Source organism: Micromonospora sp. C51, from assembly GCF_018070435.1.
GTDB classification, from domain to species: Bacteria; Actinomycetota; Actinomycetes; order Mycobacteriales; family Micromonosporaceae; genus Micromonospora; species Micromonospora sediminimaris.
In genome coordinates this window covers 175,620-190,219 of record NZ_JAGPXQ010000004.1, presented here as the reverse complement: position 1 = coordinate 190,219, position 14,600 = coordinate 175,620, and the positions used below count along the sequence as shown (strand labels likewise).

Genomic DNA, 14,600 nt, shown 5'->3' with positions numbered 1-14,600 from the left:
GGCTAGGGGCTGGGGCCGGCGCTCATCAGCGAATGCTGTCGGTCGGGATTGCTATCGTCCGACATTCGCTGGAGCCGATCTCGGCGACGCGTCCCGACCGGGACCACCGGCTGACAGGGGAGGGGATGCACGGCATGGGCGACGAGGAGAAGAGTGCACTGTCGATGTTCCTGGCGGCGCAGCGGGTCAGCGTCCTCGCGATCATCGACGGGCTCGACGTGCCAGCCCTCACCACCGCCGTGCTGCCCTCCGGGTGGACGCCGCTGGGCCTGGTGGAGCACCTCGGCTACGCCGAGCGGCACTGGTTCCAGGAGATCATGTCCGGCTCGGCCGTCCCGCTGGCCTGGCCCGACGACGACCACGCGCCGCTGACCACGCCCCGACCGCCGTCGGTGGTGCTGGACTTCTACCGTGCGCAGTGCGAGCGGTCCGACGCCGTCCTCGCCGCCACGCCGCTGTCCGCGCCGGTACGCGAGCGGCACCCCGGTCCGCTCGGAGAAGAGGTCACCGACCTGCGGCGGGTCGTCCTGCACATGATCGAGGAGACCGCACGTCACGCGGGCCACCTCGACGCGGCTCGCGAGCTGCTCGACGGAAAGACGGGCCTCGGGCCCCGATAGCCGCCACCCCGGTCAGCGCCGCTCGACCTTCGGCCGGATCAGTGCCCCGACCCGGCCGGGGACCGGGTCGGGGCGACTGCGGGCGCGACGGAAGCCCGTCACCGCAGGCAGCGGTCAGCGCAGGCCGGCGGCGGCGAGCAGGTTGCCCTCCGGGATCGCCGGGAGCGCCCGCCCGTGCGCCATCTGCTGCGCCGCGCGCTCGGCGGTGAACGTCGGCGCCTGGGCGATCGCCGAGGCGTACGTCGAGGCGGTGCGGCTGGCGATGGCGGCCCAGCCGTACTGCTCGTGCACCATCACGCGGGCCCGACGGGCCAGCGTCCGGGCGCGTTCGGTGTCAGCGAGCAGGGTGTGCACCGCGTCGGTAAGCGCGTCCGGATCGTGCGGCCGGAAGGTCACGCCGGTGACGCCCGGCTCGACGATCTCGGCCAGCCCACCGGTCTGGGCGACCGCGAGCGGCGCACCGGCGGCGGCGCCCTCCAGGGCGACCATGCCGAACGGCTCGTAGATGCTGGGCACGGCGAAGCAGTCCGAGGCGGCCATCACCGCGGGCAGGTCGGTGCCGCCGAGGAAACCGGGCAGGCTGACCGTGTCGGCGAGGCCGAGCCGGTGCACGTCGGCCTCCAGCTCACCCCGGTACGGCCCGTCGCCGACGATCACCGCGCGCAGCCCCGGGTGCCGCTCACGCAGTCGGGGCAACCCGGCGATCAGGTGCTGCACACCCTTCTCGTAGACCAGTCGGCCGGCGAAGGTGACCAGCGGGCCGTTGCCGGCGAACCGGGCCCGCGCCTTCGCGACGGCGGCGGCGGAGACCCGCCAGCGGTGCGGCTCGACCCCGTTGGGCACCACGTCGACCCGGCCGTTCGGCACGCCGAACAGGCCGGTCACCTCGTCGCGCATGTAGCCGGAGCAGACGATCACCCGGTTCGACTCGCCGCCCAGCCAGTGCTCCACACCGTGGATGGTGCGGTTCATCTCCTCGGGTAGCCAACCCTGGTGCCGGCCGGCTTCGGTGGCGTGGATGGTGGTGACGAGGGGGAGGTCGAGGTGGTCGCGCAGGGTCATCGCGGTGTGCGCGACGAGCCAGTCGTGGGCGTGGATGACGTCGTAGCCGTCGGTGGCGGCGGCGCGTAGGGCGGCGCGGGTGAGGGTGTGGTTGAACGCCATGGTCCAGGCCAGCAGTGATCCGGTGGCCAGCGGGAAGGTGACCGGGTCCTCGGCGGCGCGGACGACGCGTACGCCGTCGACGTATTCCTCCAGGGGAGCGCCGTCGGTGTGGCGGGTGACGACGGTGACCTGGTGACCGGCGGCGGCCAGCGCCACCGACAGCGCGTGCACGTGCCGACCCAGGCCGCCCACGAGTACCGGCGGGTACTCCCACGACAGCATCAGGATGCGGCGGGTCTGTGCTCCGGCGGTAGGGCCGGACGGCGGCGGAACCTGGGGTCGCGAGGTGAGCGTGGGGCGGTGGACGCGGTCCGGAGCGGTGGCGGTACGTCCGCCGACCCGCAGGGTGGTCACATCAGTCTCCGTCCGTGCAGGGAGGAACGCGCCGACGTCGGTGGCGGCGAACGGGCAGGGTTGGGTTTCGGACACGCGTGGACGCGCCCGCGGTGCAAGGATCTGATAGGCGCGCGCACTACGCGCCCGCGAACAAGGAAACGTCATGGCGGCCGATCCCGCATCTCGAAGAGGGCCTCAGTGACCGACGACACCGCAGGGTTCATCTCGGCTCAGTCGGGCGGATACCGGGCATTCATCCGATCGGATGGATTGGCGGTGGACCGTGCGGGGCATTACCGCCGCGCGCATCACCGGGTTGCCCCGGCGGGTGCGCTCATGGTGCGGGCGCGCTCATGACGTGTGGGCCGAAGGAGCGAAATGCAGGTCTGGCCGGGCGAGCGGTACCCCCTCGGGGCCACCTACGACGGGATGGGCACCAACTTCGCGATCTTCTCCGAGGTGGCGGAGAAGATCGAACTCTGCCTCTTCGACGAGTGGGACGTGGGCCACGAGCGCCGGGTCGAGCTGCGGGAGGTCGACGCGTACGTCTGGCACGCGTACATCCCGGGGATCGGGCCGGGGCAGCGGTACGGCTACCGCGTGCACGGCCCGTACGACCCGGCGAACGGGCTGCGCTGCAACCCGGCCAAGCTGCTCATCGACCCGTACGCCAAGGCCATCGACGGTGACGTGCGGTGGGATCCGGCGGTCTACGACTACACCCACGGCGACCCCGATCGGATCAACACCGACGACTCGGCGCCGTACATGCCGAAGTCGGTGGTGGTGAACCCCTACTTCGACTGGGGCAACGACGCGCCGCCGCGCATCCCGTACCACCACTCGGTCATCTACGAGGCCCACGTACGCGGGCTGACCATGCGGCTGCCCGGCATCCCCGAGGAGCTTCGCGGCACGTACGCCGGCATCGCCTCACCGCCGATGATCGAGCACCTGACCCGGCTCGGGATCACCGCCATCGAACTGATGCCGGTGCACCAGTTCGTCAACGACCACCGCCTGACCGACCTGGGGCTGCGCAACTACTGGGGTTACAACACCATCGGCTTCTTCGCCCCGCACCACGCGTACTCGGCGCTGGGCCACCTGGGCCAGCAGGTGCAGGAGTTCCGGGGCATGGTCAAGGCGCTGCACGCCGCCGGTATCGAGGTGATCCTCGACGTGGTCTACAACCACACCGCCGAGGGCAACCACCTGGGCCCCACGCTGAGCTTCAAGGGGGTCGACAACCCCAGCTACTACCGGCTCTCCGAGGAGGATCGGCGTTACTACGTCGACTACACCGGTACCGGCAACAGCCTGAACGTCCGCAGCCCCCACTCGCTGCAACTGATCATGGATTCGTTGCGGTACTGGGTGACCGAGATGCACGTCGACGGCTTCCGCTTCGACCTGGCCGCCACCCTGGCCCGCGAGTTCTACGAGGTGGACCGGCTCTCCACCTTCTTCGAGGTGGTGCAGCAGGACCCGGTGGTCAGCCGGGTGAAGCTGATCGCCGAGCCGTGGGATGTCGGCCCCGGCGGCTACCAGGTCGGCAACTTCCCGCCACAGTGGACCGAGTGGAACGGCAAGTACCGTGACACGGTCCGCGACTTCTGGCGCGGCGAACCGGCCGCCCTCGCCGAGTTCGCCTCCCGCATCTCCGGCTCCGCCGACCTCTACCAGGACGACGGCCGCCGGCCCTTCCACAGCATCAACTTCGTCACCTGCCACGACGGGTTCACCCTGAACGACCTGGTGTCGTACAACGACAAGCACAACGAGGCCAACGGCGAGGACAACCGCGACGGGGAGAGCCACAACCGCTCCTGGAACTGCGGCGTCGAGGGTGACACCGACGACCCGGGCGTGCTCGGCCTGCGCGCCCGCCAGCGCCGCAACTTCATCGCCACCCTGCTGCTGTCGCAGGGCGTACCGATGATCGGCCACGGCGACGAGCTGGGTCGCACCCAGCGGGGCAACAACAACGCCTACTGCCAGGACAGTGAGCTGGCCTGGATCGACTGGGACAACGCCGACACCGAACTGCTCGACTTCACCCGCCGGCTGGTGGAGTTCCGCCGCCAGCACCAGGTGTTCCAGCGTCGCCGGTTCTTCAGCGGCCTGCCGGTGCACGGCCGCGAGGTCGACGAGCCGCTGCCCGACCTGGCCTGGTACACCCCCGACGGTCGGGAGATGACCGGCGAGGACTGGGGTAACGACTTCGGCCGCTCGGTGGCGCTGTTCGTCAACGGTGAGGGCATCCGCGAACGCGGCCAGTACGGCCAACGCCACCACGACGACTCGTTCTGGCTCTGCTTCAACGCCCACGACGCACCGCTGGACTTCGCCCTCCCACCGGCCGAGTTCGGCCACCGCTGGGAGCTGGTGATCAGCACCGCCGAACCGGACCAGGACAAGGGCACCACCGTGGAGGCCGGCGACACGCTCTGCGTACCGGACCGAGCCCTGGTGGTGCTGGAGAGGGTGGCCTGACATGCCTGCGAAGCCCGTCGCCGCCACCTACCGGGTGCAGGTGCGCCCCGGCTTCGACCTGGACACCACCGCCGGCCTCGCCGGCTACCTCGCCGACCTCGGCGTCACCCACCTCTACAGCGCGCCGCTGCTGGCCGCCGCGCCGGGCAGCGCGCACGGCTACGACGTCGTCGACCACCGGCAGGTCAACCCGGAAATCGGCGGCGAGGCCGGCCGGCAGCGGCTGCTGCGGGCGCTGCGGGACGCCGGCCTCGGACTGGTAGTGGACATCGTCCCCAACCACGCCGGTGTGGCCGTGCCCGCGGCCAACCCGGCCTGGTGGGACGTGCTGCGCCGGGGCCGCGAGTCGGCGTACGCCGCCTGGTTCGACATCGACTGGCAGCGGGGCCGGCTGCTGCTGCCGGTGCTCGCCGACACCGCCGACGCCCTCGACGACCTCAAGCTCGCCGACGGGGAGCTGCGCTACCACGAACACCGCTTCCCGATCGCCGACGGCACCGGCGACGGCACCGCCCGCGAGGTGCACGACCGGCAGCACTACGAGCTGGTCTCCTGGCGACGCGGCGACGCCGAGCTGACGTACCGCCGGTTCTTCGCCGTCTCCAGCCTGGCCGGGCTGCGGGTGGAGGATCCGGACGTGTTCGCCGCCACCCACGAGCTGATCCTGGCCTGGGCGGCGGCCGGTGAGGTCGACGGCATCCGGGTCGACCACCCCGACGGGTTGCGCGACCCCGCCGGCTACCTGGCCCGGCTGCGGGAAGCCGCCCCCGACGCCTGGCTGATCGTGGAGAAGATCCTGGAGTACGGCGAGGAACTGCCGGCATGGCCGGTCGACGGCACCACCGGCTACGACGCGCTGGGCGCCGTCGGCGGGCTCTTCGTCGACGGCGACGCCGAAGCCGACTTCACCGCCCTGGACACCCGCCTCGCCGGCCGGGCCACCTCCTGGGCCGACCTGACCCACGACACGAAACTCGGTGCCGCCACCCGACTGCTGGGCGCCGAGTTGACCCGGCTGGCCGCGCTCGCCCCGGACGTCGATCCCGACGCGGCCCGCGCCGCCCTGGCCGAGCTCGCCGCCGCCTTCGCGGTCTACCGAGGCTACCCGCCCGACGGGGCCCGGCATTTGGCCAACGCCCGCGCCGAGGCCGGTCGCCGCCGCACCGACCTGACCGGCGTGCTGGACGAGATCACCCGCCGGCTCCGCGACCCCGACGACGAGCTGGCCCGCCGCTTTCCGCAGTTCACCGGCGCGGTGATGGCCAAGGGCGTCGAGGACACCGCCTACTACCGGTGGAGCCGGTTCATCGCGCTCAACGAGGTCGGCGGCAGCCCCACCCACTTCGGCACCCGGCCCGGCCGGTTCCACCGCTTCGCCGCCGCCCGCCACGAGCGCTGGCCGGCGAGCATGACCACCCTGTCGACCCACGACACGAAGCGTGGTGAGGACGTCCGCGCCCGCCTCGCCGTCCTCGCCGAGCTGCCGCAGCGCTGGGCCGAGGCGGTCACCCGCTGGATGGCGGCGGTGCCGTTGCCCGACGCCGCCCTGGCCCACCTGCTGTGGCAGACCGTCGTCGGTGCCTGGCCCATCGAGCGCGAGCGCCTGCACGCGTACGCGGAGAAGGCCGCCCGGGAGGCGGCGGCCTCGACCAGCTGGACGGACCCCGACCCGGACTTCGAACGGGCCATGCACGCCCTGGTCGACGCCATGTACGACGACCCGGCCGTCAGCTCGGAGCTGGCCGCCTTCGCCGCCGAGATCACTCCACCCGGCTGGTCGAACTCGCTGGGGCAGAAGCTCGTGCAACTGGCCATGCCCGGGGTGCCCGACACCTACCAGGGCACCGAGCTGTGGGACAACTCCCTGGTCGATCCGGACAACCGCCGCCCGGTCGACTTCGGCGTACGCCGGGAACTGCTGGCCCGGCTCGATGCCGGCTGGCAGCCGCCGGTGGACGAGACCGGCGCGGCGAAGCTGCTGGTGGTGTCGCGGACCCTGCGGGCGCGTCGCGACCACCCGGAGCTGTTCGGCGAGTACCAGCCGCTCATCGTGCACGGGCCGGCGGCCCGGCACGCCGTGGCCTTCGACCGGGGCGGCGCGGTCGCCGTGGCCACCCGGCTGCCGCTGCGACTCGCGGCGGCCGGCGGCTGGCGGGAGACCACCCTGTCATTACCCGTTAAAGAGATGTCGTGCCTGTTCACCGGTCGGGTCTACAGTGGCTCTCAGGTCCGCCTCGCGGACCTGTTGACCACCTATCCCGTCGCGCTGCTGGTGCCCACCACCTGACCCGGGAGGCTGCGTCATGACCGAGTTCACCGTCTGGGCGCCCGAGGCGACACGGGTACGGCTGCACCTGCCGGGTGCGGCGGACCACGAGATGCGGGCCGGCCGGAACGGCTGGTGGCGGGTCGAGGTGCCCGACGCCGGCACCGACTACGCGTTCCTGCTCGACGACGACGACCAGCCGCTGCCCGACCCCCGGTCGGCGTGGCAGCCCTCCGGGGTGCACGGGCCCAGCCGGGTCTACGACCACGCGGCCTTCCGCTGGACCGACGGCCCATGGACCGGCCGGCAACTGCCCGGCAGCATCCTGTACGAGCTGCACGTCGGCACCTTCACCCCGGAGGGCACCTTCGACGCGGCGATCGGCAAGCTCGACCACCTGGTCGACCTGGGTGTCGACATGATCGAACTGCTGCCGGTCAACGCGTTCAACGGCGAACACAACTGGGGCTACGACGGCGTCTGCTGGTACGCCCCGCACGAACCCTACGGCGGGCCGGACGGCCTGAAACGTTTCGTGGACGCCGCCCACGCCAAGGGGTTGGGGGTGATCCTCGACGTCGTCTACAACCATTTCGGGCCCTCCGGGGCCTACGCGCCGAAGTTCGCGCCCTATGTGGGGGAGCGGCACACCCCCTGGGGCCAGGCCATCAACCTGGACGGCCCGCACTCCGACGGGGTGCGCCGGTTCATCATCGACAGCGTGCTGATGTGGCTGCGCGACTACCACGTCGACGGGCTGCGCCTGGACGCCGTCCACGCCATGCCCGACACCCGCGCCGTGCACCTGCTCGAAGAGATCACCGTCGAGGTCGAATCGCTGTCGACGCATCTGGGCCGCCCGCTGTCCCTGATCGCCGAGTCCGACCTCAACGACCCCCGGCTGATCACTCCCCGGGAGGCCGGCGGCCACGGCCTGCACGCCCAGTGGAACGACGACGCCCACCACGCCCTGCACACCCTGCTCACCGGCGAACGACAGGGCTACTACGGCGACTTCGGCACCATGGAATGCCTGGTGGAGGTGCTCACCGGGGGCTTCTTCCACACCGGCACCTGGTCCAGCTTCCGCAGCCGCCAGCACGGCCGCCCGGTCGACCAGCGCACCCCCGGCCACCGCTTCGTCGCCTACCTCCAGAACCACGACCAGATCGGCAACCGCGCCGTCGGTGACCGCCTGTCGGCCTCGCTCTCCCCGGCGTTGCTCCGGGTGGGCGCGACCCTGCTGATGACCGCGCCGTTCACCCCGATGCTGTTCATGGGGGAGGAGTGGGCCGCCTCGACGCCCTGGCAGTACTTCACCTCCCATCCGGAGCCGGAACTGGCCACCGCCGTCGTCACCGGCCGCCGTGCGGAGTTCGCCGCCCACGGCTGGCCTCCCGGCGACGTGCCGGACCCGCAGGACCCGCAGACCTTCCTCCGGTCCCGGCTCGACTGGGCCGAGCTGGACAAACCCGAACACCGCGAGATGTACGACTTCCACCGCCGCCTCATCGCGCTCCGGAAGTCCCGCCCGGAGCTGTCGGATCCACACCTGTTCGCGATGGAGGTACGCCACGGTGACCAGTTCCTGGTGATGCGGCGGGGTGGCTGCCTGGTCGCGGCGAACCTGGCCGGCAAACCGCAGCGGATCACCCTGCCCGGGGTGGCCCGCCGCGTCCTGCTGGCCACCGGCAGCGGAGTCACAGTGCAGCGCGACCGCATCGAGCTACCAGCCGAAACAGCAGCCATCGTGGCGCTCTGACGCTCGGGGAAAGGCTGGAATCTTGGACAGTTGTCGTTAGCGCCGAACAGGAACTGTCCAAGATTTTGGGGGAACGCGCGCGGATGTACTCCGGTAGCGGCCGTCACCTATCGCGCGCCTGGTTAGCGAAGCTGGTACCGCGGGATGAGTGACCTGCGGGCTGCGGCCCGTGCGCTGGTCGACGGCCGACGCCATCGCGCCGGCCGAGATCCGCTGCCGGCCGTTGACGCGTACCGTCATCGCCGATCTTGCCCACCGTCACCCGGCCCCGGCCGGCGTCGCTCGTCTGGCCACCCTTGTCGGCCTCACCCGCTGACCGGCCCGGCATCGCGGCGGATCAGCGGCCGGCGCGTTTCCAGGCGCGGTAGAACTCCTTGTAGAGGAAGCGCTGCACCGGCGTGCCGGTGGCGGAGACCTGTTTGCCGAGTGCCCGTGCGCCGATCCACATGCCGGCGACCTTGGGTACACCGGGCACCGACTCGGTCACCGATGCCACCCCGTTGACGAGTTCCTGTTCGACCGGCGAGAGCGCCACCCGGCGCAGACCGAGCCGTTCCAGGAGCTGTCGCTTCGCCCCGTTGATGTCGCGGGCGAGACGGAGGTGGTCCTCGTCGGTTACGCAGCGGGCGACGGCGGCCCGCAGCTCGGCTGCCTTGTCCCGGTAATCGGCGATCCGGGCGACGATCAGTTCTATCCATTCGCGTTCACCGAGCCGCCCGGTCTCGTCCGCCTGCCAGAGACGGCCGCCCAACAGCGGAAGTTCGAGTTCGAGAAGCTGTACGCGGTGCGTGTCGTTGTCGTCCGCCGCCGTCACGAGGGACTCGTGGATCCCCCGGATGGCCTTGATGACGTCGAGCACCACCGTTTCCGTCGCACCCTCGGTGGAGAGGTCGAAGGTCAGCAGGAAGTCGCGCCGGACGGGATGGGCCTGGTAGGACAGGCGAGTGGCGTCCGCCCGAGCCTGATACTTCAGCCCGCGCGCCAATGTCGCCGCGACGTAGACCTCCTCGCCAGGCGGTGCCATCAGTCGCAGCGGGCCACGTAGCACGATCGAGGCCGCTCGTGCCCAGGTGCCGAAAGGGTCGTCCTCGACCCCGTCGGCGGTGGTGATCCGATCCGTGTGATGACCGGCTACCCGTACATTGGCAGCCTGGAAGGCGCACCAGCCGTGGATGCGCTTCGACAGCGAGTTCCGTGAGTCGGGCAGGGCATCGTCGCAGGTGACAGCCTGCCCTATGAACTGCCCGAGGACCTGGTTGCCGCGCCAGCTCTGCAACTCGTGCAGCGCCGTCTCCTCGGCGTCCCGCATCCGGTTGGTCTCGTCGTCGTCGAGTTGCAGCGGGTGCAACAGTCCCACGTCGGCCAACGCCCGGAGGAGATACGGTCTGGCGCCGAAGTCGGCGGCCGAAGGTCGGGCGAGTACCGGATGCGCCACCCACACCCGGTCCATGAAGATCAGAGATTGGATCAGTTCGACAAACGCTTGGCGGGCGAACGGGTCGTCGGGCCGAGTCCCGCGGTTCTGCGCAACGACGAAATCTTCCGCGCTGATGATCGAGGTGACGTCTACGAGGACTTCGGTGTTCCGATGGGGGAGTCCCGGGCTAGCTCCACGAACCACTTGACGGCCTCCGGGCGACCCATCACGGTGCTGGCGAAAGTCGGCTCAGGTTGGGCGAGCGTTTCCATGGGCACCGGCAAATGCCGTTTCCCATTCACGTCTGTGGACATTAGACCGACGATCTCACCGAGACACAAGCCTGCGAGGCCGTCCCAGACCTTCTGCCGAGGGCGGTAGAAAAGGTCGAAGCGCGGCGCACCCGCCGCGAGATCAGTGAGGTCCAGGGCGGTACGCAGCATGTCCAGCGTCTGTGACGTGGTCCGCGTTTTCAGGGCGTAACCTGCCTCGGCCATGCCGATCTCGTGCGGCGGGGCTTCCGATCGGGCGCTGCGGGTCAGGGATGCGACACGAATCGGCTCGCGGTTGTACGTCGCCGGTCTGCCGTTGACTCTGATCGTCTCGTCGGCCCGAGAGGCGACCACCACGATCGGTTTACCGCCGTCTCCCAGTTCCGGCGCGACGATTAGCGCGGCAGCCGGCTCCCGTCGCTCCAGCAGGCAGACCACGGAGCAGAATTCTGTGCTGTGCGGATTGACGAACTCGGCCGTGCCGTCGATCGGATCGATCACCCAGATCCGCTCGGGTTCCTCGTCGTGGCCGGGCCGCCACGAGCCGCTGCCCGACTCCTCCGCGAGGACACGAGCGTCCGGGTCCACCGCCCGGATCTTGCTGATGACCATGTCTTCGACCGCGAGGTCGGCTTCGGTGAGCAGGGTGCGGTCGGCCTTCTCCCGCACGTTCAACTCGGCTACCCGGGATCGGTACGAGGCGAGGATGTCCAACAGCTCAGTCGTCAGGTCGGTCCACAACGGGTCAAGGTTCATCGACTCGACACTCCTCGCGACCGGCTCTCGGCACCGCTCGATCGATGGTCCCATCATCCCACTCCGGCGATAGTTCGCCGTGCTGGCCCAGCGTCGCCCGGCAGCGTTCGGCGTCGCCCGCCTAAGAGCTCTAAGACGACCCTGCTGCGGAGTCGGTGGACCGATTTGTGGCAGTGCCGGCATCCGACACGCCGGGTCGCGACCTCCTGCACTGCCACAAATCCCTATGGCCACCGAACGGTTGCCGGTCGACTCATCGCGCTCGCCAGTCGGCGGGATCCTCGACGCCGTCGGCCAGCCGGATCGAGGCCGCCAGCCGTAGCGCCATGTCTCGGCCCCCCAGCGCCTCGTTGCCCCGCCGGCTCATGATTCTTGTCTCCGCGACGCACTCAGCGCACCCACCGGGAAGCTGTTCCACCCGGTAGACCCCTTCGCCGGTCCTGACCCAGTCGACCGCGGTGGCGGCACGGCCCGACACCGTGACGTCATCGGTGCCGTTGTGTCTGCCGCTGGCCAGGCTCTCGGTGCTGATGCCGACCTGAATGTCGGGCCTCAGAAAGCCGCGGTAACCCTTGATCGGCTGCAGCATGTACTGGGCGTGGGCGTAGCTCGTCAGTGGTTCGTCGTCGGCCCACTGCAGGTCCGCACCGCCGAGCACGGCACCGTCGGGCAGCTCCATCGCCTGGACCGGCAGGGCCAGTGGCGTCGTCTCCCAGCGAATGCCCTCGGCCACCTGACGCGTCATCTCATGTGGGTCATCACCGGACGCCGAGATTCGCATCCAAGCGTTCGGCGCGTACTCCCAGGACAGAACGCCGCCCTCGTTCTGAAAGGCGGGACGACCACGTACCGGCGCGACGGATTCACCTGGGACGCGCCATCCGGCCTCCTGGTCGTACTCCCGATCATAACGATGGACGTCGACGTCCCGTGCCGCCATCAGGACCTCGACGCGCCAGGTCGAGCCGGTCGAGATCTCGTCGCTCTGCCGAGGGCCGTCGGGTCGTCCGGCCATGTCCATGATGTGCATGTCCGGCTCGGTCTGGTAGCGGACCCGGTGTACAGGGCCAGGTAGAAAGCTGAGGCGGAACAGTTGCTGGCCGGGGTCGAACCGGGTGGGCGCCGAACGGGGTGGGCCACCTTGCGTAGCCGTCTCCGGTCCCCGTCCGGCGACCCACACGGTCAGGCCCGCTGCCACCGCCACCACCGTCGTCACGATCCCCAGGACCAGGATCCATCGGCTGCGCCGGTACCCGCCGGCAGGTGGCACCTCGACGGGGGGCGCAGGTGGGACCGTGCCCCTTCCGTTCGCGTCACTCGCCACGGGCTTCCTCCCGACCCGGTGCATCGACCGACAGCGTGATCTGGGGAGTCTACGGCCGATCCGGCCTCACCCAGAGTCCCGCTCGGTGTGATGGGTCCGCCCTGCCGGTTCGGCAAACGATTGCAGTGCGCTGGGCAGGGCTGGCAAGATGACCGTCGATGCGGTGCCGGGGAGTGGCAGCGATGGTCACCCGAGCCGAGGGCAACGGCGCGGGAGCGGATCGTTCCTGATCGACTTGTAGCTGGGGCGACGGCAGGCGGTTGGCTCGCTGCCGTTCGGCCGCTCGGGCTGACCGGGCGTGCCCAGCTACGCGAGGTGCCGCCACTGCCTGGTAGCGGCGGTAGAGAGGAAGCCCGATGAGGCTTGCCCAACCTGACAACGTCCCACCGTCGCGTCGGCGGCACGGAGCCGGCGCGATCACCGTGCTCGCGGCGGCGACCTCGCTGGTCACCGTGGCGGGAATCCTGACCGCGCCACCCTCGCTGGCGGCGACACCCGACATCACCGTCAACACCGCGTCGAGCTATCAGACGATCGACGGGTTCGGGGCCGCGACGCCGATCTTCGGTGGTTCCGGTGACCCGTGGACGACGAGCGAAACCCAGACCCTCGTCGGTACGGGGCCGGGACAACTCGGTCTGTCGATCGTACGGACCGTGGTGTCGCCCGTGACGAGCGAGTGGGGTCTGTACGCCAGCAGCCTGCAAACGGCGAAGTCCTACGGATCCGACGTCAAGATTCTCGCCTCACCGTGGACCGCGCCGGCCCACTTCAAGACGAACAACAGCAGGATCAACGGTGGCAAGCTGAGGACCGACTACTACGACGACTATGCGGAACATCTGAACAGTTACGTGCAGTTCATGAAGGGTCGGGGCGTCACCATCGACGTGACCTCGGTCCAGAACGAGCCGGACTGGCACCCGGACTACGACTCGATGGACTGGACCGGCACCGAGATGCGGAACTTCGTCCGCGACCACGGTGCCCGGGTCAGGGACACCAGCCTCATGGTCGGCGAGTCCCTGCGGTTCGCGCGCCAGTACTCCGACCCCACCTTGCAGGACGCCACCGCGCGCAACAACATCGGTTACGTCGGCGGCCACCTGTACGACGCCGAGAACAGCGGAAACCTGTCGCCGTACCCGCTGGCCGCGCAGTACGGCAAGAACCAGTGGATGACCGAGTGGAATCTGCACGCGGCCGACGGCAGCGGTTCGAACATCTGGGGAGACCCGGGCAACACGGCCGTGTGGAACGAGACCCTCGACGACATCATGCGGACCGTGCACAGGTCGATGGAGGCGAACTGGAGCGCCTACATCTGGTGGTACGGCCGTCGCTTCTACTCCTTCATCGGTGACGGCGACGCGCAGTGGGGAACCACCAAGGGCGCGGTCCTCAGGCGCGGCCACGCCTTCTCCCAGTACGCCAAGTATGTCCGTCCCGGTGACCGTCGGGTGGGTGTGTCGAAGAGTTCGAGGACTTCCGGGCTGGAGGTCACCGCCTACCGTGGCCGGGGCAAGGTCGTGCTGGTGCTGCTCAACCGGTCGAACAACGCGGTGAACGACGCCGTCGTCCAGGTGCCGCAGAACATCTCGGCGGCCGAGTACACCGTCACCTCCCGAACCTCGGGCGCCCAGCCGCAGGCGGTGAACGTCAGCGGGGGGCAGGCGACCGTGAACGTTCCCGCCCGGAGCATCTCCACGATCGTCCTCACCGAAGGGTCCGTCTCACCGACGCCGACGGTCACCCCGACGCCCACGCCAACGGTCAGCCCGACCCCGACCCCGACGCCCACCCCGAGCCCGACGATCAACCCGCCCACGGGGGCGTGTCGGGTGACCAACGCGGTGAACGCCTGGAACAACGGCCTGGTGGACAACATCACCATCACCAACACCGGTACGAGCGCCGTCAACGGCTGGTCGCTGCGGTTCACCCTCGCCCCCGGGCAGACGATCACCTCCGGCTGGGGTGCCACGTACTCACCGACCAGCGGTCAGGTGACCGCGACGAACGTCAGCTACAACCCGTCCATACCGCCAGGAGCCTCGGTCACCATCGGCTTCCAGGCCACCCATGGCGGCAACGACGCCCCACCCACCGGCTTCACCCTCAACGGCACCGCCTGTAGCTGAGCAACTCATTCCGGAAAGCGGCGCACGCCGGCCTGGCCGGCGTGCG

10 protein-coding genes are annotated in these 14,600 nt (G+C 70.0%); 6 read left to right on the top strand and 4 right to left on the bottom strand.

Translation table 11 applies throughout. The annotated features are described in order from the left end of the window. Positions 1–134: 134 nt before the first annotated feature. Positions 135–620, top strand: coding sequence for a DinB family protein (locus KBX50_RS07780; protein WP_210935870.1), 486 nt, complete (start codon positions 135–137; stop codon positions 618–620). Between the two features lie 114 nt (positions 621–734). Here KBX50_RS07780 and KBX50_RS07775 read toward each other — a convergent pair whose 3' ends face one another. Beyond that, positions 735–2,138 (bottom strand): glycosyltransferase family 4 protein, encoded by a 1,404-nt coding sequence (locus tag KBX50_RS07775; protein WP_210935869.1) that lies wholly within the window; start codon positions 2,136–2,138, stop codon positions 735–737. A gap of 360 nt (positions 2,139–2,498) precedes the next feature. Here KBX50_RS07775 and glgX point away from each other — a divergent pair, with 360 nt between their 5' ends. The 4 genes from glgX (at position 2,499) to KBX50_RS07755 (ending at position 8,960) form a co-directional block, all read left to right on the top strand. After that, on the top strand, positions 2,499–4,616 hold the full coding sequence (glgX, locus tag KBX50_RS07770) for a glycogen debranching protein GlgX (RefSeq protein WP_210935868.1): 2,118 nt from the start codon (positions 2,499–2,501) through the stop codon (positions 4,614–4,616). 1 nt (position 4,617) lies between these two features. Continuing rightward, on the top strand, positions 4,618–6,903 hold the full coding sequence (gene treY, locus KBX50_RS07765) for a malto-oligosyltrehalose synthase (RefSeq protein ID WP_210935867.1): 2,286 nt from the start codon (positions 4,618–4,620) through the stop codon (positions 6,901–6,903). A 16-nt stretch (positions 6,904–6,919) separates the two neighbouring features. Beyond that, complete coding sequence (gene treZ, locus KBX50_RS07760; protein WP_210935866.1) at positions 6,920–8,644, top strand: malto-oligosyltrehalose trehalohydrolase; 1,725 nt, start codon at positions 6,920–6,922, stop codon at positions 8,642–8,644. A 148-nt stretch (positions 8,645–8,792) separates the two neighbouring features. Beyond that, on the top strand, positions 8,793–8,960 hold the full coding sequence (locus tag KBX50_RS07755; RefSeq protein WP_247673295.1) for a hypothetical protein: 168 nt from the start codon (positions 8,793–8,795) through the stop codon (positions 8,958–8,960). A gap of 21 nt (positions 8,961–8,981) precedes the next feature. Here KBX50_RS07755 and KBX50_RS07750 read toward each other — a convergent pair whose 3' ends face one another. From KBX50_RS07750 to KBX50_RS07740, 3 genes are all read right to left on the bottom strand, one after another. Further along, on the bottom strand, positions 8,982–10,094 hold the full coding sequence (locus tag KBX50_RS07750; RefSeq protein WP_247673294.1) for a hypothetical protein: 1,113 nt from the start codon (positions 10,092–10,094) through the stop codon (positions 8,982–8,984). 116 nt (positions 10,095–10,210) lie between these two features. Next, entirely contained in the window at positions 10,211–11,047 is an 837-nt protein-coding gene (locus KBX50_RS07745; protein WP_210935865.1) for an inositol monophosphatase family protein, read from the bottom strand. A gap of 295 nt (positions 11,048–11,342) precedes the next feature. Further along, complete coding sequence (locus KBX50_RS07740; protein WP_210935864.1) at positions 11,343–12,305, bottom strand: hypothetical protein; 963 nt, start codon at positions 12,303–12,305, stop codon at positions 11,343–11,345. Positions 12,306–12,769: 464 nt separating this feature from the next. Here KBX50_RS07740 and KBX50_RS07735 point away from each other — a divergent pair, with 464 nt between their 5' ends. Beyond that, the gene (locus tag KBX50_RS07735; protein WP_210935862.1) at positions 12,770–14,554 is read left to right on the top strand and encodes a cellulose binding domain-containing protein; all 1,785 of its coding nucleotides are present in this window, start codon (positions 12,770–12,772) and stop codon (positions 14,552–14,554) included. Positions 14,555–14,600: the final 46 nt, after the last annotated feature.